At 71.5% G+C, this 20516-nt stretch carries 17 protein-coding genes; 5 read left to right on the forward strand and 12 right to left on the reverse strand.

All coding sequences use genetic code 11. The features are described from left to right. Positions 1–107: 107 nt before the first annotated feature. From SPRI_RS14260 to SPRI_RS14290, 7 genes are all read right to left on the reverse strand, one after another. Positions 108–2486, reverse strand: coding sequence for a galactose oxidase-like domain-containing protein (locus tag SPRI_RS14260; RefSeq protein WP_053557744.1), 2379 nt, complete (start codon positions 2484–2486; stop codon positions 108–110). 114 nt (positions 2487–2600) lie between these two features. Next, positions 2601–3809 (reverse strand): glycosyltransferase, encoded by a 1209-nt coding sequence (locus SPRI_RS14265; RefSeq protein ID WP_005312802.1) that lies wholly within the window; start codon positions 3807–3809, stop codon positions 2601–2603. Further along, the gene (locus tag SPRI_RS14270) at positions 3806–5482 is read right to left on the reverse strand and encodes an ArnT family glycosyltransferase (RefSeq protein WP_053556986.1); all 1677 of its coding nucleotides are present in this window, start codon (positions 5480–5482) and stop codon (positions 3806–3808) included. Before SPRI_RS14270 ends, SPRI_RS14265 begins: the two co-directional genes overlap by 4 nt. Then, positions 5479–6750: a glycosyltransferase gene (locus SPRI_RS14275; RefSeq protein WP_037773879.1), complete on the reverse strand. Its 1272-nt coding sequence runs from the start codon at positions 6748–6750 to the stop codon at positions 5479–5481. The genes SPRI_RS14270 and SPRI_RS14275 overlap by 4 nt, the downstream gene beginning before the upstream one ends. A 168-nt stretch (positions 6751–6918) precedes the next feature. Beyond that, on the reverse strand, positions 6919–8937 hold the full coding sequence (locus SPRI_RS14280) for a thioredoxin domain-containing protein (RefSeq protein ID WP_053556987.1): 2019 nt from the start codon (positions 8935–8937) through the stop codon (positions 6919–6921). Between the two features lie 527 nt (positions 8938–9464). Continuing rightward, positions 9465–10019: a dihydrofolate reductase family protein gene (locus SPRI_RS14285; RefSeq protein WP_005312813.1), complete on the reverse strand. Its 555-nt coding sequence runs from the start codon at positions 10017–10019 to the stop codon at positions 9465–9467. Positions 10020–10133: 114 nt separating this feature from the next. Then, on the reverse strand, positions 10134–10835 hold the full coding sequence (locus SPRI_RS14290; RefSeq protein WP_037773882.1) for a helix-turn-helix domain-containing protein: 702 nt from the start codon (positions 10833–10835) through the stop codon (positions 10134–10136). A gap of 189 nt (positions 10836–11024) precedes the next feature. Here SPRI_RS14290 and SPRI_RS14295 point away from each other — a divergent pair, with 189 nt between their 5' ends. Beyond that, positions 11025–14222 (forward strand): tetratricopeptide repeat protein, encoded by a 3198-nt coding sequence (locus tag SPRI_RS14295; RefSeq protein ID WP_053556988.1) that lies wholly within the window; start codon positions 11025–11027, stop codon positions 14220–14222. A gap of 57 nt (positions 14223–14279) precedes the next feature. On the opposite strand, the gene SPRI_RS14300 is transcribed toward SPRI_RS14295, so the two are convergent. Next, the gene (locus SPRI_RS14300; protein ID WP_005312819.1) at positions 14280–14630 is read right to left on the reverse strand and encodes a DoxX family protein; all 351 of its coding nucleotides are present in this window, start codon (positions 14628–14630) and stop codon (positions 14280–14282) included. Positions 14631–14746: 116 nt separating this feature from the next. Between SPRI_RS14300 and SPRI_RS14305 the strand changes: the two genes are divergently transcribed. Together SPRI_RS14305 and SPRI_RS14310 are read left to right on the forward strand one after the other, a co-directional pair. Next, the gene (locus SPRI_RS14305; protein ID WP_005312821.1) at positions 14747–15640 is read left to right on the forward strand and encodes a LysR family transcriptional regulator; all 894 of its coding nucleotides are present in this window, start codon (positions 14747–14749) and stop codon (positions 15638–15640) included. Between the two features lie 78 nt (positions 15641–15718). Continuing rightward, positions 15719–16096, forward strand: a complete 378-nt coding sequence (locus SPRI_RS14310; RefSeq protein WP_037773885.1) for a cupin domain-containing protein — start codon at positions 15719–15721, stop codon at positions 16094–16096. Between the two features lie 202 nt (positions 16097–16298). On the opposite strand, the gene SPRI_RS14315 is transcribed toward SPRI_RS14310, so the two are convergent. Together SPRI_RS14315 and mca are read right to left on the reverse strand one after the other, a co-directional pair. After that, on the reverse strand, positions 16299–16544 hold the full coding sequence (locus tag SPRI_RS14315) for a hypothetical protein (RefSeq protein ID WP_078535267.1): 246 nt from the start codon (positions 16542–16544) through the stop codon (positions 16299–16301). Beyond that, a complete protein-coding gene (gene mca, locus SPRI_RS14320; RefSeq protein WP_005312827.1) occupies positions 16537–17418 on the reverse strand; it encodes a mycothiol conjugate amidase Mca in 882 nt (293 codons plus the stop codon). Before mca ends, SPRI_RS14315 begins: the two co-directional genes overlap by 8 nt. Positions 17419–17515: 97 nt before the next feature. On the opposite strand from mca, the gene SPRI_RS14325 reads away from it, so the two are divergent. After that, a complete protein-coding gene (locus SPRI_RS14325; RefSeq protein ID WP_005312829.1) occupies positions 17516–17923 on the forward strand; it encodes a DUF4307 domain-containing protein in 408 nt (135 codons plus the stop codon). Positions 17924–18085: 162 nt separating this feature from the next. Continuing rightward, a complete protein-coding gene (greA, locus tag SPRI_RS14330; protein ID WP_005312833.1) occupies positions 18086–18583 on the forward strand; it encodes a transcription elongation factor GreA in 498 nt (165 codons plus the stop codon). Positions 18584–18645: 62 nt separating this feature from the next. On the opposite strand, the gene SPRI_RS14335 is transcribed toward greA, so the two are convergent. Together SPRI_RS14335 and SPRI_RS14340 are read right to left on the reverse strand one after the other, a co-directional pair. Continuing rightward, complete coding sequence (locus SPRI_RS14335; RefSeq protein WP_005312835.1) at positions 18646–19500, reverse strand: ABC transporter permease; 855 nt, start codon at positions 19498–19500, stop codon at positions 18646–18648. Beyond that, positions 19497–20510, reverse strand: coding sequence for a daunorubicin resistance protein DrrA family ABC transporter ATP-binding protein (locus SPRI_RS14340; protein WP_005312838.1), 1014 nt, complete (start codon positions 20508–20510; stop codon positions 19497–19499). The genes SPRI_RS14335 and SPRI_RS14340 overlap by 4 nt, the downstream gene beginning before the upstream one ends. Positions 20511–20516 lie beyond the last annotated feature (6 nt).

Here is a 20516-nt window from a genome sequence, read left to right on the forward strand (position 1 = left end):
TGCAGGCCCTGGGTACCTCCGGCTGACCGGCCCCTTGAGCGGGAACGGTCGAGCCCTGCCGGCCGGCCGGCCGGGCTCGTACCAGGTCCGCTCCCACCCGCGGACGCTCACCGCCTCCGCAGATCCCCCTTCCCGCACGCCACGCCGTCGCGGTTCGGGTCGAGCCGCAGCGGGTCGTCCCCGCCGTTGACCTTCAGACGGCCGTAGTCGTGGGCGGCAAGCCACTCGCAGCGCGCCGCCGTCGTCCGCTTCACCGCCTTCGGGAAGGTGGTCGGGACGCAGACGCCGGCGCTGCCGTAGTGCCGGTCGCAGCCCGCGACCTGCGGGTCCACCGCCACCGAACTCCGCTTCTTCAACGGCTTCTTCGGCGCCCGGGCCAGGTCGTCCGCGAAGTCGTGGACATGGGCGGAAGGATGGCCCGCCGCCGCCCGCGCCATCGCCGGCGGGCCGCCGAGATGCACCCACCGGGCCACCGAGGGCACGCCGTTCGCGTCGACGGCGAAGAGCATGTACCAGCCCGGCGGCGCCAGGTTCGGGTTGCTGGTGACGTTCAGGTCGACGTTGTTCCCGTCGACCGTCATCGGCAGGTCCACGAACCGCTGGTTGGGGTCGGACGAGTGCGTCACCGCCGCCGGGCGGATCAGCTCCGCCTTCGCGATCGGCCGGTCGACGGTGATCCGCTGGGTGTCGCCGTACGTCCACTGTCCGTCGATCACCGAAGTGATCTGCGGGCGGGCGCCCTTGAGCAGGTACGGCGGCGTGTAGAGCGACACGTTGTGGTTGTAGGTGCCGTTGCCGGGGTTGTCGCCGACCGACATCACGCGACCGTCGGGCAGCAGGAAGGAGGAGGAGTGGTAGCCGCGCGGGACCGGGTCCGTGGCGAGCCCCGCCTCGTAGGTGTCGGTCACCGGGTCGAAGAACGACGCCTCGTACACCGGGTCGGCCCGGTCGTGGAGGGCGCCGCCGGTCTCGAGGACCTTGCCGTCGGGCAGCAGCACGGCGGAGACGTACATCTTGCCCTCCGCGCCCGTCTGCGGGCGGCGGCCGAGACCCTGGTCGACCTCTCCCTGCGGCAGCAGCGGGCCGTGCACGTACGCCGGGTTCGGCTCCTTCAGGTCGATGATGTCGGTGTAGCGGTTGGCCACGGGGTTGGTCTCGTTGTTGCCTCCGCCGATCGTCAGGACCCGCTGGTCCTGCGCGGGCGGCAACAGCACGCTCGCCGACTCGTCACGCTCGTCCTTGGCCTGCAGACCGGGGACGTCGGTGATGGTGTTGGCCTCGTAGTCGTAGATCGAGGCGCCGGTGCCGGGCGTGCCGTTGCCGAAGGTGTGGCTGCCGGAGTAGAAGAGGCGGCCGTCCTGCATGAGGATCATCGACGGGTACAGGCCCCAGTACGACCAGGTCTGGTTGACCTCGTTCATCGGGAGCCACTTGTTCTGGGCGGCGGAGAACTTCTCCGCGGTCACGTTGCCGGTCGAGTCCTCCTTCAGGCCGCCGAAGGAGATGACGTCACCGTTGCCGAGGACGGTCGCCGAGGGGTACCAGTGGCCGCCGTTCATGTCGTTGGTGCGCGTGTAGGTCTCGGTCGCCGGGTCGAAGACGAACGAGTCCTTCAGGCCCTGGTAGCCGATCGTGCCGTCCGCGGAGGGGTAGCCCTTGTTGCCGGACATGATCAGGATCTTGCCGTCCTGGAGCTGCACATGGCCCGCGCAGAACATGTCGACGGGCGTGGGGATCGTCCGGAAGGTGCCGTCGGCCGGGTCGTACACCGCCGAGGTGAAGGTGCCCGCCTCGAACATGGCCTCGTCGTTGCCCGAGCCGGCGATGACGAGGACCTTGCCGTTGTGCATCACCACCGAGTGCATGGAGCGCACCGGGTTGTGCACCGGAAGGACGTCCCAGCGGCCCTTGAGGCACTCCTCGGGCGTGCCCGTGCATGTGGGCTCCGGAACCGGGACCGACACCTCCTCCATCACGTAGTCGTCGGTGGTGACAGAGCCCGTGCCGTACACGGACACGCCCCACGCGATCCGGTCGGTGCCCGCGGGGACGGCGGGCGTGCGGACCTCGGCGCGCCGGTAACCGGCGCTCGTCTCGAGGGTCTTCAGGTCCGTCCAGTACTGCCATCCGGCCGTGGTGTCGTGCCGGAAGAGCGTGACGGAGGCGTCCGGAGTGGTCGATTTGTACCAGAGGGACAGGTCGTACTGCCGGTCCGGCGTCACCTGCGGCGCGCAGGCGGTGGTCTCGGTGATCAGGGCCTTGCGGTCGCCGTCGACACGGCGGGTCAGCGAGACCTTCATCGCCTTGGTACCGGAGTGGGCGTCGGCGACCGTCTCGAACGTGAAGTCGTTGTCGCCCCAGCCGGACCTGGACCAGCAGGCGGGCATGTCACCCGTGCCCGCCGTCTCGAAGCCCGGGTTGGAGATCAGGTTGGGCGGACCGGCCTGGGCCGTCTGCGGTACGGACATCAGCAGCGCCGTGGTCATGGCGCCGACGGCGAGCAGGGCGGTCCTGCGTCTGGGTCGGCGGGGGATCCGGAGCGGTGGCGGCATGAGCGGGTTCCCTTCGTGCGGCTCTCTTCCGGGTGACGTCTTCGGGGTTCAGGAACTGCTGCCGACCCGCGCGTCCGGCAGGGCGGCGGGCGGCGCGCTCTTCGCACGCGGCAGGTAGACAAGCGCCTCCGTCGCGGCGAAGCGCACGACGAACGTGGTCAGCAGCGCGAGCGCGGTCGCCGGCAGCACCGCCATGTCCAGCCAGGACACGAACAGCGCGATCAGCGGGATCCGCAGCAGCAGATCGGCGTTGGCCAGCAGCGCGAAGCGTCCGGCGCGGTCCGCCCAGTGCCGGTGGCGTCTGCGGTCACGGAACAGCAGCACCTCGATGAGCAGGAAGTTCCACGCCACACCGAACTGGTTGGCCACGATCTCGGCCGGAAGGTAGTGCATGCCGGCGCCGGTCAGCAGGTGCAGTGCGAGAAGGTTCGGCACGAAGCCGGTCAGCCCGATCAGACCGAAGGCGACCATCCGGGCCATCGCGGACGCGGTGCGCAGCCCGGTGAGATGGCCGAGGAAACGCATGCCCTCCTTCGCCGTCGACTTCGACTCGCCGGCGAACCGGTCCTGGAAGACGAACGGCACCTCCGCGACCGTCTCCGGGCGGCAGCGCACCGCCAGTTCCAGCAGGATCTTGTAGCCGAGCGGCTTCAGCGCGTCGGCCCTCACCACACTGCGCCGGATCGCGAAGAAGCCGCTCATCGGATCGCTGACGCCGCGCAGCCGCCGCGGGAACAGTGCCTTGGTCAGCCAGGTCGCGCCGCGCGAGACGGCGACGCGGTAACCGCCGGCGAGGCCCTCGCGGCTGCCTCCGCTGATGTAGCGGCTGGCGACGACGAGGTCGGCGCCCGCGCGCTCCCCCGCCGCGACCAGGTCCGGTACCAGGGCGGGGGGATGCTGGAGATCGGCGTCCATGACGACGATCCAGTCGGAGCCCGCCCTCCGCATGCCTTCGACCACGGCCCCGCCGAGCCCGCCGTCCGGGGTGTCGCGGTGCAGCACGCCCACCGGGAAGGGGCAGTCCTGCGCGGCGCTTCGGATCACGTCCGGCGTGTCGTCGGTGGAGTCGTCGACGAACAGCACCTCGCAGGGCAGCCGGGACGGCACCGAGTCGGTGAGCCTGCGCAGCAGTTCACGGATGTTGCCGGACTCGTTGTAGGTGGGGACGACGATGGTGACGGCGCCGGGCTCGACGACCTGGGCGGCACTCAGCTCCGGATCGCCGAGTTCCTCGGCGCCCGTACGGGGGGTGGTCACAGCTCGCCTCCAGCGATCCTGCGGATCTCGATACGGTCCTCGCCCGCGCCGAAGACGGCGACCGGCGTCGAATGCTCGAGGGCCGACTTGACGTTGGGCAGGTCGACGGCGTCACGCCGTACGGTCGGTGACGACACGACGTAGTCGAGGTCGCGCCAGCCGCGCGGCATCGTCTTCGCGACCGCCGGGTCGAGGTCCGCCTTGTAGAACCAGATCGCCCCGGTGCCGGGCTCGAAACCGTCGTGGACGAGATCCAGCCAGAGGGCGTCGTCGACGAGCACGCGGGTGTTCGCCGGGTCGTCGACCTCGTGTCGCATCCAGGCGGCCGCGGCACGGTAGGGGCCGTTGGCGTCGACGGTGAGCGCGGCCCGGTTGCCGTCGTACCAGCGGGGAGCGACGTACCCGGCCGCCGTCACGGCCAGCACGGCGGCCGCGGTGAGGCGTACGGCGCGCGCCCGGGCGGCCGCGGTGGACAGGCCCGGCCGGACGGGGGCGGCACCCCGGTTGCCACGGCGCAGCACCGCGTGGGCCACGCTGGCCGCCGCGGCCGCCAGGACCAGCGCGAGGAACGGCAGCGCCTGGATCACGTACATCGCGGGGAGGTAGCCCGAAGGCCGCATGGCGACGACCGCGAGGATCGCCACCACCAGCGCCGGGCCGGCGAGCGCCCGTGCCGTGACCGACCAGCGGACCGTGACGAGCAGCAGCGCGGCGCCGGCCAGCCCGCCGACGGGCAGCACGGTGTCGTAGTACAGCCACGACGTGAGGACCCCGTGGGACCCGGTGTCCTCGTCGAGGATGAAGCCGGAACCGGGCCGGCTCATCTGGTACGCGATGCCGTCGATGAGCGACACATGGCCGGCTCCGGGGAACAGCTCGCTGTTCAGCAGCGCGTACAGCGGGTACGACAGGCCGATCAGCGCGCAGGCCGTGATCGCTCCGGTGACCGCGAACTTACGGGTGTCCCGGTGGCTGTGCCGCCACATGGTCACCAGCAGCGCGGGCAGCACGACCAGCATGGTCTCCTTGGTCAGCACGGAGACGGCGGCGGTGAGCCCTGCGGCGAAGTGGTGCCACAGATGGCGGTCGGGCGACGCGGCCAGGCAGAACGCCAGCAGCATCCACATGACGGCGATGTTGTCGAGGAAGATCTCGCGCTGCAGCACGACGGAGAGCGGCGAGAGACCGAAGAGGGCCATCGCCAGGCCCGCCGCCCACCGCGGCAGGAACAGCCGGCGCGCCAGCACGTACAGCAGCACCGCGCACGCGGCGCTCACCGCCAGCATCGCGAACCGCATGGAGGCGACGGTCATCGTCTCTGGAGCGATCAGCGAGGGGATCCAGGTCAGGAACGCTATCTGGATCCAGCCGAGCGGCGGATGGTCGTACCAGTACGTGTAGTGGGCGAGCCCTTCGCCCTGCTGGACCGCCCACGCCTGCGCGAGGTAGGTGCCCTCGTCGTCGCTGAGCGTCGGGAAGTGGGTGATGTTCCAGCCCTGGACGAGCAGGATCGCGAGCAACAGCGCCCCGCACAGCAGCAGGTCGGGCCGCGAACCGCGGAACCGCACGACCGGGCGGACGCGCACGGGCGCGGTGGTGGTCACCGTCGCCGCGACGGGTGCGGCGGGAACCGGCTCGGTGGCCTCGGGAGCGGGAGGCAGGGTCGTCGTCACCGGCGGGCGTCCTCTCTGGTGTCCGTCACCTCGGTGAGGTGCGCGCCGACATGGCTGGTCAGTTCCCACTCGTTACGGCCGCGCTGCTCCCGCCAGACGGCGCGCACGGCGGCGCCGGCGAGCAGGACCTGGTAGAAGGGGCCGCCGACGATGAGCTTCAGGTAGTGCACGAAACGGACCTTCAGCCCGTACTGCTTGCCGAAGTCGTGCAGTCCGACGATCTCGAAGACGAAGGTGACCATGGCCGTGATCAGCGGCAGGAAGGTCACGATGGCGATCCCCACCGGGACGTCGAGGAAGAGCGCGACCGCGACGTTGACCGGGATGACCACGCCCGAGTACGCCTGGAGGAACGGCGTCATCAGGGTGTAGCGGGCCAGCATGCGCTGTCCGCGCCCGGGCAGCTGCTTCCAGTCCTTCTTCCGGTAGACCTGAAGGAACCCCTGGTTCCAGCGGGTGCGCTGCTTGAGCAGGCTCATCAGGGTGCCCGGGGTCTCCTCCCGGGTGACCATGTCGCTGTCGTACGCGACGACGACCCTCTTGCCGACGGACGACAGCCGCACGCCCAGGTCGCAGTCCTCCGCGAGGCAGTCGGGGTCCCAGCCGCCGGCCTCGCGCAGCACCGGGGTACGGACGAAGACGGTGTTGCCGCCGAGCGGGATGAAGCCCTTCTGCGCGTGCAGGTGGAGCCTGCTGCGGAACCAGAAGAAGTACTCCAGGCAGTTGCGGAGGCTGTACCAGCTGGAGTGGAAGTTGATCAGCTGCACCCCGCCCTGCACCACGTCGGCGCCGGTGGAGGTGAAGGCGTGGTCGACGTGCGCCAGCAGCTCGGGGTGGACCTGGTCCTCGGCGTCGAACACCCCGACGATGTCGCCGCGGCAGTGCGGCAGGGCGGTGTTGAGCGCCTTGGGCTTGTTCTTGGTCTCGTGCGTGTCGGTGACGACCCGTACCCGGACGGGATCGCGGGCGGCGGCGCGTTCGGCGACCGCGGCGGTCTCCGGGTCGTCGTGTCCGACGATCACGATGATCTCGAAGTTGGAGTGGCTGGATTCCAGCAGCCGCTCGATGGTGTGCTCCAGCACCGCCTGTTCGTGGCGGGCGGGCAGGAGCAGCGAGAAGGAGAGACCGACCCCTCCGTGGGGCCGGTCGAACCGTGTCGCCGCGAGAGTCTCCGGCGTGCGCCAGGCGTGCATCTGCCACCACAGCGTGAACGCCGCCATCCAGAACAGCGCCACGGAAATGGCAGCAACGAACAGCGAAATGAGCATGAATGGCCCCCCTGCCACTGTGCCGAGGCAGGACCCCCCTGGCCGTCGGCACGAACTTCCCCCACGCGCGTCACTCCCCAGTACGCGCGCCGGATCAGCTGCGTTCAGGACAATAGAGGCGGAGGATTTCGTTCCGGAGTCTGACGCCCAAATTCAGCTTTTCTCGTATCAGTCGGTGAGTTTCCGGGCAAGTTCTGTTGCGTCTGTGGTCGGTGAATCGCACACGAATCCGCGGCAGACGTACGCGGCCGAACTGCCGTTCACCAGGGGCCGGTCCCGCAGCAACGGGAACTCGTCGCTGTCCGGCTCCCCCACCGCGACCGCCGCACCCGGCGCCGTGCCCATCAGCGCCGTCAGGTGCAGCTCCCGCGTCGCCGGGTCGCCCGGCCGGCCGACGACCGCCACCTCGCGCGGCCCGTCGAGCAGCGCCTCCGCAGCCGCGAGGCCCCAGCCGATGAACCGAGGGGCACGCGGCCCGAGCCCCTTGACGACGCCCAGGGCGCCTTCCGCCGCGGTGCGGTGGGCCTCGGAGCCGGTGTGCGCCGAGTACAGCAGCAGCGCGGCGGCCGCCGCCGACCAGCCGGAGGGAGCGGCGTTGTCCGTGGGGTCCTGCGGGCGGCGGATCAGCGGCTCGGCGTCGTGCGCGGTGTCGTACAGCGCGCAGCCCTCCCCGGTGAACCGGTCCATGACCATGTCCAGAAGGAAGCCCGCGAATTCCAGCCAGCTGCCCTCGCCGCCGACCGCCGCGAGCGCCAGGAAGCCCTCCGCGACGTCCGCGTAGTCCTCCAGCACACCGGCGTTCGCGCCGGGCCTGCCGTCCTTGGACGTGCGGTGCAGGCGCACGCCACCGGCCTCGAAGTCCATGTGCACCCGCACCAGCAGGTCCGCGGCCTCCGTGGCGCGCTCGACGAGGTCCGGCCTGCCGAAGAAGGCGCCGGTCTCGGCGAGTGCGGCGATCGCGAGCCCGTTCCAGGCGGCCACGACCTTGTCGTCGCGGCCCGGGCGCGGCCGCTCCTCGCGGGCCGCGAGCAGCCGCTGCCTGAGGTCCGCGTCGGCCTCGCCGTGCGGGAGCCGGAGGACGGACGAGCCCTCCTCGAAGGTGCCCTCCTCGGTCACCGCGAAGAGCTCGGCCGCCCGTGCCCCGTCCTCCTCGCCGAGCACCTCGCGCAGCTGCGCGGGCGTCCACACGTAGAACGCGCCCTCGGCGTGACCGCCGTCCGCCGTGTCGCTGTCCGCGTCGAGCGCGGAGGCGAAGCCGCCCTCGGAGGTGCGCAGCTCGCGCACCAGGAAGTCAGCGGTCTCCAGCGCCACCCTCCTGGCCAGATCGCTGCCGGTGGCACGCCACAGGTGGGCGTACACCCGGCACAGCAGGGCGTTGTCGTAGAGCATCTTCTCGAAGTGCGGGACGACCCACTCGCGGTCCACCGAGTAGCGGGCGAACCCGCCGCCGAGCTGGTCGTAGATGCCGCCGCGGGCCATCGCCTCGCAGGTGTCGGCGGCCATCTGCAGGGCGCCCTCGGCGCCGGTGCGCGCGTGGTGCCGCAGCAGGAACTCCAGGACCATCGACGGCGGGAACTTCGGCGCGCCGCCGAAGCCGCCGTGCCGCTCGTCGTAGTCCCGGGTCAGCCCGAGCAGCGCCTGTGCCAGCTCCTCCTCGCCGGGCACCCCGTCGCCGCCGACCACGAGCGAGCGCGCGGCCAGGTCGGAGGCGATCCGCTGCGCGACCTCGCCGACCTCGTCACGGCGGCCGGTCCAGGCGTCGCTGACGCCTTCCAGCACCTGACGGAAGGAGGGCATGCCGTGCCGGGGCGCGGGCGGGAAGTAGGTCCCGAAGTAGAACGGCTCCCCGTCGGCCGTCATCCACACGGACATCGGCCAGCCGCCCTGCCCGGTCGCGGCCTGCACGGCCTCCATGTAGACGGCGTCCACATCGGGCCGCTCCTCACGGTCGACCTTGATGTTGACGAAGTGCTCGTTCATGTACGCGGCGGTCTCCGCGTCCTCGAAACTCTCGTGCGCGAGCACATGGCACCAGTGGCAGCTGCTGTATCCGACGCTCAGGAACACCGGAACATCGCGCCGCCTCGCCTCTTCGAAGGCGGCGGGCTCCCACTGCCACCAGTCGACGGGGTTGTCGGCGTGCTGGAGGAGATACGGGGACGTGGCCTGCGCAAGTCGGTTCGCCATACCTCCATCCTTGCGCACCCGCCCCGGCCCCCGCCCGGCGCCACGGGGGCATCGTTCGTGCCGCGCGCCCGATCAGCGCCGCGTGGCGCGCGTGACGAAGGCGGCGCTGGCGTCCCGGCCGGGCGGAGGGCGAGCAGGTTCGTGTCTCGTCGCGCATCTCGCGGACGGGGGCGTAGGGGACGGCCGCCCGGTTCGTCGCCGGGCCGGCCGCCGACGCGATCACCACGGACGCTTCCGCGGACGGGACTTCCGCCTGCGGCCGGCTCCGGCCGCAGGCGGGGCGGTCTGCTCGGAATGGGACCAACTCGCCCCGGTTGAACCGGAACAGCGGTGCCGCGACGTGTCGAGCGGGCGGCGACGGGCGTCCCGCTGGTCCTCACGTACGTCCTCGACCCGGCGGCCCGCGTCCACCGGGACGGGACGTGTTCACCGGCGTGGTGAAGGCCGTGGCGCCCTTCGCCGTCGAGGTCGACCTCTGCGCGCTCCGACCGCGCATCCACGAGCCCGCCCGCCCGGCCCGTGCCGGGTCAGCGCACCGGCCGGTAGGTCGCGATGATCACGCCGCTGCTGGTCGGCCTGGCGCTCACCAGCTCCAGCTTCTTCATCGCGGCGTCGTCGGTGAACAGCTTCTTGCGCCCCTCGCCGGCCACCACCGGGTGGATCAGCAGCACCAGTTCGTCCAGCAGGTCCCGCTCCAGCAGCGAGCGCACCAGCGTCGGGCTGCCGGCGACGGTGATGTCCTTGCCCTCGCCCGACCTGAGCTCGTCGACCGTGGCCACGAGATCGCCCTTGACCAGCGTGCTGTTCGCCCAGTCGTCGACGCTGTCCAGCGTCGACGAGAAGACGTACTTCGGCGATTCGTTGATCCACTTGGCGAATCCGGCGTCCTCGCCACTGGTCACGGTGGGCCAGTAACCGGCCCATTCGGTGAACGTCACCCGGCCCAGCAGGATCGTGTCCGCGGTCTCCAGCGTGTCGGCCAGTGCCGCGCCCATCTCCTCGTCGAACGCGAACTGCCATTCGTTCGGGGCCTGTGCGACACCGTCGAGCGAGATGAACAGACCTGAGACAACCTTGCGCATGATTCCTCCATGAGTGAGTGCGGAGTCCGCCGTCCGCCCCTGCCCGGGCCGCGCTGCGGCCGGGAGCGGGCCGACACCGTCGGCCACGTCATGAACACTAGGCAGCGCCGGGGCTCAGGTCTTGTACAGAAGCGACAGCGGCTCCGCGCCGTCCGGTGAGCTCAGCCGAGTGGCGGTCCGGCCGATGTACCGGCTCAAGGACCGTGCCAGGTGCGGCTGGTCGAAGTACCCCAGCCGGTGGACGACGTCCTGGGCCGGCATCCCCTCCTGGACCAGTACCGCCGCCTGCCGCGCGCGGTCGATCTGCCGGACCGCGCCCTGTGTCAGGCCGGTGGCCGCGACGAACCGCCGCTGCAGGGTGCGGTCGGAGACGTCGGGGCGGGCCCCGCCGAGCACGGCGGGCACGATCGGGTCCTGGTCCACGATCCCCTCGCGCACCATCCGCAGGACGAACGCCTCCGCGTTGTCGTAGCCCGGGACGTGCCAGGCCGAACCCTTCAGCCACAGCGAACGCCGCGTCACGTCGGGGATCTCCGCGTTGCCGCCCACCAGGCCGCTGACGGGGATGTGCGGCATCGAGGTACCCAGGGCGAAACTGATCCCGAAGAAGACGGCGTCCTCGGGGACCGGCGCCTGGGACGCCCTCGGCTCCGGGCCCAGCACGGCGGCCTGCGGCCGGCCCTGGTGCTCCCAGAACACCAGCTCCCAGTGGGGTGTCGCGACCGACATCATCCGGGTCACGTCGACGCTCCGGCTGCGCCACACGCGCTCGATGTACGGCAGCTCCGACGTCCGGCTCTCGATCACCAGACCCATCCCGGCCCCCCTCGCACGGCCACGGATCCCGAAGTCCCGGGACCCGGAAGGACTGCCAGTCTGACACCCCGCCCGCGGACTCTCCCGCCGGAACCTCTCGCACATCCTCCCCAGGACCACGACACTTGACCGCGCGACATCTGGGTAGCGAACTCAGAATTCGGGCTTCCAGGGGGACGGGGGACACGCATGCGGGACAGCCACCGGGCTGAAGCGGAACGGCTGTTGGGCCGGGCGGTGGAGGAGGAGGTGCGGCGTTCGGGCGGGAGCTCGGACGCCGGGACGCTCCTCGCGCGGGGGCGCGCGGCTCTCGACTCGATGGCGGCGGGCGCGAGCGAGGAGTACGCGGCCTACGAGCACGCGCTCGCGGAGGCCGAGGCCGGGCAGCAGCCGCTGTCGCGGCGCTTCAGCCGGGAGACGCTGGGCGCGCCCGTGCTGGTCACCGCCGTCGCCGCCGTCGCCGCGATCGGCGCGGACGTCGCCCTCGGGACGGCGACGGGCACCGCGCTCGGGGCCGGTGCCGTCGTGGCCGTCGCCGGGGCGGCGACCACCGTCGCCAAGGTCACCGCCTCGCACTGGCCCGCGGCCCACCGCAGGGCGGGAGCACTGGCCCAGCCCGGCGGCGTCGAGCAGCTGCGGCTCCAGTGGCTGACGGCGCTGGAGGTACGGGGCATCCGCCCGTTCCTTGACCAGCAGCGGATGCTGGCCGCGTCGGCCCGGCCCGCGAAGAAGGCCGCCGTCGTGCCGCAGCTGCGCGGTGCCGACCGGTCCGCCGCCGCGCGCCGCAGGTCCGTGCTGGAGCAGTCGTTCGGGCATCTCCCGCAGCCCGAGGGGCCGTTCGCCGGCCGCAGGGAGCCGATGGCGCAGATCACCCAGTGGGTGCACGCGGCGCGCGCGTCGACACAGACCCTGCCGGTGGTGGTGGTCCTGCACGGTGACCCGGGCTCGGGACGCACGACGCTCGCGGTGCGCGCCGCCCACCATCTCAAGGACCTGTTCCGGGGCGCGTGCGTGGTCGATCTGCGGGGCGACGGCGAGCAGCCGCTGCCCACCCGGGACGCGCTGCTGCACCTGCTGAACCGGCTCGGTGCGCCGCGCGAGCAGCTCCTCTTCCGGGAGCGTGCCTCCGCGGAGCAGCAGGTGCGGCGGCTCGGCGAGCTGTACCACCAGTACCTGACCGGGCTGCCGGTGACGGTGGTGCTCGACGACGCGAGCGACCCGGACCAGGTCCGCGCACTGCTGCCGGAACGGTCCGACAGCCTGGTGCTGGTGACCGCCCGCGCCCCGCTCGGCCTCCCCGACGACATCCCGGCCCGGGTGCACCAGCTGCCGGTGGAGGCACTGGACGCGGCGGGTGCCGAGGAGCTGCTGCGGGCCGCGGCGGCGGATTCGGCCCCGGGACCGTACGACGTCCGGTCCGCGGAGGAGGTCCGGGAGCTGTGCGGCGGGCTGCCGCTGGCGCTGCGGACGGCGGGCTCCTCGCTGGGCGAGCGTTCCGCGGACCGTCTGGCGGCGGACCTCCGCGCCCTGGGACCGCTGGATCCGGTCGAGCGTGCGCTGCGGCTGCGCTACACCGACCAGCCGGAGCAGGGGCGGCGGCTGCTGCGCCGGCTGGCGCTGGCAGGCCGCGCCTCGCTCGGCCCGGCGGCGGCCGCGGCGCTGCTGGAGACCGACGAGAAGGAGGCGAAGCGGCTGCTGGCGGCCCTCGCGCAGGCGGGGCTGATCGACCATGTGCGTACGGGGCGTTACCGCCTGCACGACGCGGTGCGCCGCTTCGCCAGGGCCCGGCTGACGGACGAGGAGGACGCCGCCGCCCGCGGGGCGGCCCAGGAGCGGCTGATCCGGAACTACGCGGAGCTGGCCGGCGCGGTGATCCGGATGGTCGACGGCAAGATGTCGACGCGGGCGGGGCAGTTCGGGGCGTACGGCTTCCCCTCGCTGGACGCGGCGCTGCGCTGGCTCGACGAAGAGTCGAGCTTCATCACCTCGGCGCTGCGGCACGCGGAGGGCGTGGACCAGCAGGCCGTGCTCGGGCTGCTGGGCGCGCTGTGCGACTACTGCCTGCTGCGCGGCGACCTGTACCGGCTGGGTGAGATCAGCGAACTCACCCAGGCCGTGGACCAGGGGCTGCTGGAGCGCTCCGTGCGCTGGCGCACCGGTATCGCGGCCCGGCAGCTCGGCGAGCTGGACAAGGCGCGTACGACGCTGTCGTCGGTGGTGGGCCTGTACCGGGAGGCGCACCACGACGCGGGTGCGGCGCTCGCGCTGTGCTCGCTCGGGATCACCCTGCACCACCAGGGCAATCTCACGGAGGCGGCGGCGAAGCTGCACGAGGCGATCGCGCTCCAGGAGTCGCAGGAGCAGGCGGAGGACCGTGCCTGGTCGCTGCACGCGCTGGCCGCGGTGGAACGCGACCGGGCGAATCTCGCCGAGGCCCTGCGGCTGCTGGAGACGGCGCTGGCGCTGCACCGGGAGGGCGAGTCCCTGCACGGCGAGGCCTGGTCGCAGTTCCAGTTGGGGCAGGTGTTCCTGCGCATGGGCGACGTGCCCGCCGCCCGGAGCGCGCTGGAGGTGGCGCTGGACCTGTACGGCCGCACCCGCGACGCCCGCGGCGAGGCATGGGCGCTGACCCAGCTGGCACGTGCCCGGCTCGTCGACGGCGACCCCGCGCCGGCGGTGGAGGACCTGCGCCGGGCGCTGGCCAGGCACCGCGAGAACGAGGACGCCCGCGGCGAGGCGTGGACCCTCTACTACCTGGGCCAGGCGTTGGAGGAGTCCGGCGACCGCGACCAGGCGGTACGGGAGCTGGAGCGGGCGCGGACGATGTTCTCCCGGATGCGGGACGTGTACGGGCTGGCCTGCGCCCGGCACCACTCCGGCCGGGTCACCCGCGACCAGCTCGCGGCCAGGACGGGCAGCCTGCGCAACTCCGGCTTCGCCCGTCAGCTCCTGGTCGACGCCCGCGCCGACTTCGCCCGGATCGGCGTCGCGCACGGCGAGGCGTGGACATGCCTGGAGCTGGCGATGATCGACGCCGGGAACAGCCGCGCGCCGCAGGCGCTGGAGCTGTGCGACGAGGCGGCGGCGCTGTTCACCTCGTACGGCGACGAGCGCGGCGCCGACTGGGCGCGTTTCCTGCGCTGCACGCTCCTGCCCTACGCCTCGCCCGGCGGCATCGAGGTCGGCACGGTCGTCGCCCAGCAGGAGCTGTCCGAGCTGATGGCCACCCGCCATTCGTCACGCGACGCCAAGCTGGAGGACTGCGCGGAGACCCTGGCGGTGATGCTGGAGCGGGGTGTCCGGCTGGAGGACGGCTGGCAGGCCTGGCAGCTGAACATGGTCCCGAACCGGCATGCACGGGAGGTCATGGGCGTGCCGGTCGGCTGAGGCGCGAGGAGTCCGGACGGCCGGCCGGCTCGCGGCGGAGCGGGGGCGGCCGGCCGTTCACGGCGACGCCAGGCGCAGCGCCAGAGACGCGGCGACCAGCAGGAGGAACGGCAAGGGGGCCGGCAGGTGGGCCCAGCGACCCGAGCACGCGATCACGAGCATCGCACCCGCGTAGTAAAGGATCAGCCCGACGGACGCCGCGACGCCGATCGGGCCCCATCCGATGCCGATCAGCAGCCCCAGCACACCGGCTCCCTTGAGGGCGCCCAGTGCGGGGAGCCAGGTGAGCGGCACTCCGTAGCTCGTCAGGTTGTCGATGATCCACCGGGGGCGGATCAAATGGTTGGCGGCCGAGTAGCCGCTGGTCGCGGCGGCGAGGAGGGTGAATACGACATAGGCCGTGGACATGACGGACTCCGGTCGGACGGGACGAGGGCGGCCGGGGCAGAGCCGACGCCCCGTGGCATCAACCCTGGCGAGTCGGCCGACAGCGCGTCCAATAGCCGTTTCCATAGCCTGACGGCATGGACATCGACACCCGGTTGCTGCGTTCCTTCACCGCCGTGGCCGAGGAGGGGAATCTGACACGCGCCGCCCAGCGGCTCTTCGTGGCCCAGCCAACGCTGACCAAGCAGATCAGGCAGTTGGAGACGCTGCTGGGTGTTCCGCTGTTCACCCGCTCCCGGGCCGGGATGCGACTCACCGCGGCGGGCCGCGCCCTCGCGGACGAGGCGGCCGGGGTGCTGGCGTGCTGGGACCGGGCGGTCCGCGAGACGCGGGGCGCGGCCGGGCGGGAGGCCCGTGTGCTGCGGGTCGGTTTCGTCGCGAGCGCGGCCAACGAGTCGACGCAGGCGATCGTCGCGGAGTTCGCACGCCGCCGTCCGGACTGGCGGGTCCTTCTGCGGCACACCGACTGGACCGACCCGTCCGCGGGCCTCGCCGACGGCGCGGTGGACGCGGCGCTCGTCCGCGTGCCGTTCCCCGGCCACGACGCCTTCCGTGTCGAGGAACTCCTCACCGAGCCGCGCTGGGTCGCCCTGTGGGACGCCCATCCGCTGGCCGCGCTGGACGAGATCCCGTTCGACCGGCTGCGGGACGAGCCGTTCGTGGCAGCCCCTCCGGAAACCGGGACCTGGCGGGACTTCTGGGTCGGCGACGACGCCGACGACGGCCGCACCGCCCTGATCGGGGCCGTCGCCCGCAACACGGACGAATGGCTGGCGGCGATCGCGGGCGGCCACGGCATCAGCCTCACTCCTGCGGCCTCGGCCCGCTTCTACCCCCGCCCCGGCATCACCTACCGCCCGGTCACCGGCCTCACCCCGACCCGCGTCGGCGTCGCCTGGCCCCCGTCCTCGACCACCGGTCCCGCTCTCCAGGACTTCGTCCGCTCCTGCCTCACCACGTTCGAGCGGTGACCGTGGCGGTGGTGGCCGCCGGCACCCGCCCGCATCCACGAAGCCGCCTCCGTGCCGGCGGACGGTAGCGTCGCCCGGATGAACGACCACGACGGCGTGTACACGGGCAACGCGGGCAAGGACGCGGCGCTGGACCGGGGTTGGCTGCTCGGGCACTTCAAGGACGCCGGCGACGTTCGGCACACTGAGGCCGTGGAGATCAAGTGGGGCGTCCACCCGCGCGGTGACGAGCGTGCGCTGTGGGTGCGAGGTGATCGGCGGACTGCGCTGCTCGTGCTGATCAGCGGCCGCTTCCGGGTCCGTCTCCCCGGCCGGGACGTCCTGCTCGCGGAGCAGGGTGACTATGCGGTGTGGGGGCGGGGCGTCGACCACTCGTGGGTCGCCGAGGAGGACTCGGTGGTGCTGACGGTGCGGTGGCCGTCGGTGCCGGGGTACGCGGTGCCGGACGGGGTGTGAGCACCGGGTCCGGCGGCCAGCGGAGTACGGGTCGGCGAGCCGGACGGGTCGGGCGGCCTGCTCCGGGACGCGATCCGGAGAGCGGGCGCGTACCTGACGGCGGTCGGTTGGGCGTCACCGGGGAGATCGGGTACGGCGCACAGCGTGACACCACGACACCGGGTGGTGCCGTGGTGTCACGCCGGCAACGACGTACGCCCCTCTAGGCCGCCGAGCCGCCGGCCTGCTTCTTGGAGGCGCCGGCCGTCTCCGGCTCCGGCTCCTCCTCGAAGTTCACGCGGCCCATGTGACGGTTCATGGACTTCATCAGGGCCCACACGCCCACAGCCAGCGCCGCGAAGACGAGGAAGCCGAGGACACCGGGGGTGACCTTGTTCTCGTCGAGCTCCTTGGCGAGGGTGGCCATGTGCGTCATTGCGAGGTGTGCGCTTGCGCTCATGTCAGGCATTGTCCCGGATGCCCGCGAAGAGGTCGTCCTCGGGGAGGGAGGTTTCGACGAGCGACTTCGCGAGCTCGTACTCCTCCGTCGGCCAGACCTCCTTCTGGATCTCCATGGGGACGCGGAACCAGCCGCCCTCGGGGTCGATCTGCGTGGCGTGCGCGATCAGCGCCCGGTCACGGGTCTCGAAGAACTCGGCGCAGGGAACGTACGTGGTCAGCGTCCGCTCCGCGCGCTGGAACTCCTTCCACCGCTCGAGCCACTCGCCGTACGGCGACTCGAGACCGCGCTCGAGCAGCGCCTCGTGGAGGGCGACCGTGCGGGGACGGTTGAAGCCCTGGTTGTAATACAGCTTCTGCGGCTGGAAGGCCGGCCCGTACTCGGACTCGGGGAACTTCTCCGCGTCGGCCGCGCCCTCGAACGCCACCATCGTGATCTTGTGGGTCATGATGTGGTCGGGGTGCGGGTAGCCGCCGTTCTCGTCGTAGGTCGTGATGACCTGCGGACGGAAGTCACGGATCCTGCGCACCAGCTCGCCGGCCGCCTTGTCGACGTCCTCGAGGGCGAAGCACCCCTGCGGCAGCGGCGGCAGCGGGTCGCCCTCCGGCAGTCCGGAGTCGACGAAGCCGAGCCAGTCCTGCTTGACCCCGAGGATCTCGCGGGCCTCGTCCATCTCCTTCCTGCGCACCTCGTGGATGTTCTCCTCGATATAGGCGTCACCCTGGAGCTTGGGATTGAGGATGGAGCCGCGCTCGCCTCCCGTGCAGGTCACGACCAGCACGTCCACCCCCTCGGACACATACTTGGCCATCGTCGCCGCGCCCTTGCTCGACTCGTCGTCGGGGTGGGCGTGCACGGCCATCAGTCGCAGCTGCTCAGTCAAGACTCGATCCTCAATGAATAGTCGCGTCGTGCAACTTCTATAGTGACCGAATCGGCGGACGGAAAATTCCTGCCTCCGGCTCTCGAGAGGAACGATCATGGCGGCTGTCGGCGAAAAGCTTCCGCAGGGGCGCTACGGGCGCACGGCGGACGAGCGCGCGGACCGCAAGCTGCGGATCGTGGGGGCCGTCCTCGGCGCCTGCATGCTCGCCCTCGTCGGCTGGTTCGGCTACGACTACGTCGCCGGTACGCGGATCAGCGCCGAGGTGATCAAGTTCGACGTCGTGGAGGGCGCCGACGAGGTCCAGGTCCATCTCGAGGTCCGCAAGGACGCGCAGACCGCCGGCAGCTGCACGGTGCGGGCCCTCGCGGAGGACGGCGCGGAGGTGGGCCGGCTCGACGTGGCGATCGGCCAGGAGGGTGAGAACCGCATCGACGAGGTCGTGAAGATCCGTACGACGCGGCAGGCGACGAGCGCCGAGCTGATGGGCTGCAACGCCGAGTGACACCCCGAACCCCTCGCTGAGCAGGGGTTCTGCATTTACCGAGGCCTTTGTCCTCCCCCTTTCCCGCCGGAATTGTTAGGCTCGTGGTTTCGCCCACCCATGGGGGTACATCCTTGTGGGTAGGGCGATGCTTTGTATTCCCAGTACCTACGAGGAGCACCTGTGACCCAGACCAGCGACAACGTCACCTGGCTTACCCAGGAGGCGTACAACCAGCTCAAGGCCGAGCTGGAGTACCTGTCTGGTCCCGCGCGCACCGAGATCGCCAAGAAGATCGAGGCGGCGCGCGAGGAGGGCGACCTGCGGGAGAACGGCGGGTACCACGCGGCCAAGGAGGAGCAGGGCAAGCAGGAACTCCGTGTACGCCAGCTGACCCAGCTCCTGGACAACGCCAAGGTCGGCGAGGCCCCGGCGGACGACGGTGTCGTCGAGCCCGGCATGGTCGTCACGATCGCCTTCGACGGCGACGAGGACGACACCCTGACGTTCCTGATGGCGTCCCGCGAGTACGCGAGCGCGGACATCGAGACGTACTCGCCGCAGTCGCCCCTGGGCGTCGGCGTGAACGGCAAGAAGGTCGGCGACGACGCCGAGTACGAGCTTCCGAACGGCAAGAAGGCAGCGGTGAAGATCCTCGCGGCCAAGCCCTACTCGGGCTGAGCACGACGCAGACGACGAAGGGGCCGGACCGCGGTGAGCGGTCCGGCCCCTTCGTGTGCGGGTCAGGCGGCGGAGCGGTACTTGCGGACGGCCAGGGTCCGGAAGACCACCAGGATCAGCACCGACCAGAGCACCGAGGCGAGGATCGGGTGCTGCATGGGCCACGCGTCGGGGGTCTTGAAGCCGGGCGGCAGGTTGCCGAACAGCTCCCGGCAGGCCTGGACGGTGGCGCTGAAGGGGTTCCATTCCGCGATGTGCCTCAGGAAGGTCGGCATCTGGCCGGCGTCCACGAAGGCGTTGGAGATGAACGTCAGCGGGAACAGCCAGATGAGTCCGCCGGAGGTGGCCGCCTCCGGCGTGCGCACCGACAGACCGATCAGCGCGCCGATCCACGAGAAGGCGTAACCGAGCAGGAGCAGCAGCAGGAAGCCGAGCAGCACCTTGCCGATGTTCTCGTGGACCCGCCAGCCCACGATCAGCGCGACCACCGAAAGCACCACGAGAGTGAGCGCGGTCTGCACGAGGTCGGCGAGCGTACGGCCGGTGAGGACCGCGCCGCGCGCCATGGGCAGCGACCTGAAGCGGTCGATAAGGCCCTTGTGCATGTCGTCCGCGATGCCCGCGCCGGCGCCGGCAGTGGCGAAGGTGACGGTCTGCGCGAAGATGCCGGCCATCAGGAACTCGCGGTAGGCCTCCGGTGAGGTGGAGCCGCCCACCTGGATCGAGCCGCCGAAGACGTACGTGAAGAGCACCACGAACATGATCGGCTGGATCAGCCCGAAGATGATCATCTCGGGGATGCGCATCATGCGGATCAGATTGCGTTTGGCCACCACCAGGGAGTCCCTGACGGCCTGGCCGATGCCGCCACGGGGGCGGGGCGCCGCGAGCGGCGCGGTCTGGGTGGTGGCGCTCACTTCGCGCCCTCCTTCCTGGCGCTGGGGCCTGCGGCGTCTTCTCGCCCTGCGTCGCCGTTGCCCTCCGCGGCCTCCGCCGCGTGGCCGGTGAGCGAGATGAAGACGTCGTCGAGGGTGGGGCGGCGCAGGCCGATGTCGTCGATCTCGACGCCGCGGGTGTCGAGGTCGCGGATGACCTCGGCGAGCAGCTTGGCGCCGCCGGTGACCGGGACCGTGAGCTTGCGGGTGTGCTCGGCGACGGCGACCTCGCCCTTGCCGTAGCCGGCGAGGACCTCGCGGGCGGGGGTGATCTGGTCGGGCTCGTGGACGACGACCTCGACGCGCTCGCCGCCGGTGCGGGCCTTGAGCTGGTCGGAGGTGCCGCGGGCGATGACCTTGCCGTGGTCGACGACGCAGATGTCGTCGGCGAGGTGGTCCGCCTCCTCCAGATACTGCGTGGTCAGCAGCAGTGTCGTACCGCCGCCGACGAGCTCCTGGATGACCTCCCACAGCTGCTGCCGGTTGCGCGGGTCGAGGCCGGTGGTCGGCTCGTCCATGAACATCACGGGCGGGGAGACGACCAGGGCCGCGGCGAGGTCGAGCCTGCGGCGCATACCGCCGGAGTAGGTCTTGGCGGGGCGGTCGGCGGCATCCGCCAGGTTGAACCGCTCGAGCAGCTGACCTGCGCGTGCCTTCGCGTCCCTGGCGCTCATCTGGTAGAGCTGCCCGACCATCTGGAGGTTCTCCCGGCCGGTCAGGTACTCGTCGACGGCGGCGAACTGGCCCGAGAGGCCGATGGACCTGCGCACCTCGTTGGGGTGCTTGAGGACATCGATGCCGGCGACGACGGCGGAGCCGCTGTCCGGCTGGAGGAGAGTGGTCAGTACGCGCACGGTGGTGGTCTTGCCGGCGCCGTTCGGGCCGAGAAGTCCGAGGACCGTGCCTTCGGGGACGTCGAGATCGACGCCGTCCAGTGCCCTTACGTCGCCGAAGGTCTTGACCAGACCTTCGGCGTAGATGGCGCCTGGCATAGGGGT

Source organism: Streptomyces pristinaespiralis (assembly GCF_001278075.1).
In the GTDB taxonomy this organism is placed as follows: Bacteria; Actinomycetota; Actinomycetes; order Streptomycetales; family Streptomycetaceae; genus Streptomyces; species Streptomyces pristinaespiralis.

What these genes read in the sequence shown, in the direction of transcription:
- SPRI_RS14260 (WP_053557744.1), bottom strand. Translation starts at nt 2,486, where the DNA reads ATGACCACGGCGCTGCTGATGTCCGTACCGCAGACGGCCCAGGCCGGT.
- SPRI_RS14275 (WP_037773879.1), bottom strand. Translation starts at nt 6,750, where the DNA reads ATGCTCATTTCGCTGTTCGTTGCTGCCATTTCCGTGGCGCTGTTCTGG.
- SPRI_RS14280 (WP_053556987.1), bottom strand. Translation starts at nt 8,937, where the DNA reads ATGGCGAACCGACTTGCGCAGGCCACGTCCCCGTATCTCCTCCAGCAC.
- SPRI_RS14285 (WP_005312813.1), bottom strand. Translation starts at nt 10,019, where the DNA reads ATGCGCAAGGTTGTCTCAGGTCTGTTCATCTCGCTCGACGGTGTCGCA.
- SPRI_RS14290 (WP_037773882.1), bottom strand. Translation starts at nt 10,835, where the DNA reads ATGGGTCTGGTGATCGAGAGCCGGACGTCGGAGCTGCCGTACATCGAG.
- SPRI_RS14295 (WP_053556988.1), top strand. Translation starts at nt 11,025, where the DNA reads ATGCGGGACAGCCACCGGGCTGAAGCGGAACGGCTGTTGGGCCGGGCG.
- SPRI_RS14300 (WP_005312819.1), bottom strand. Translation starts at nt 14,630, where the DNA reads ATGTCCACGGCCTATGTCGTATTCACCCTCCTCGCCGCCGCGACCAGC.
- SPRI_RS14305 (WP_005312821.1), top strand. Translation starts at nt 14,747, where the DNA reads ATGGACATCGACACCCGGTTGCTGCGTTCCTTCACCGCCGTGGCCGAG.
- SPRI_RS14310 (WP_037773885.1), top strand. Translation starts at nt 15,719, where the DNA reads ATGAACGACCACGACGGCGTGTACACGGGCAACGCGGGCAAGGACGCG.
- SPRI_RS14315 (WP_078535267.1), bottom strand. Translation starts at nt 16,544, where the DNA reads ATGCCTGACATGAGCGCAAGCGCACACCTCGCAATGACGCACATGGCC.
- SPRI_RS14325 (WP_005312829.1), top strand. Translation starts at nt 17,516, where the DNA reads ATGGCGGCTGTCGGCGAAAAGCTTCCGCAGGGGCGCTACGGGCGCACG.
- SPRI_RS14340 (WP_005312838.1), bottom strand. Translation starts at nt 20,510, where the DNA reads ATGCCAGGCGCCATCTACGCCGAAGGTCTGGTCAAGACCTTCGGCGAC.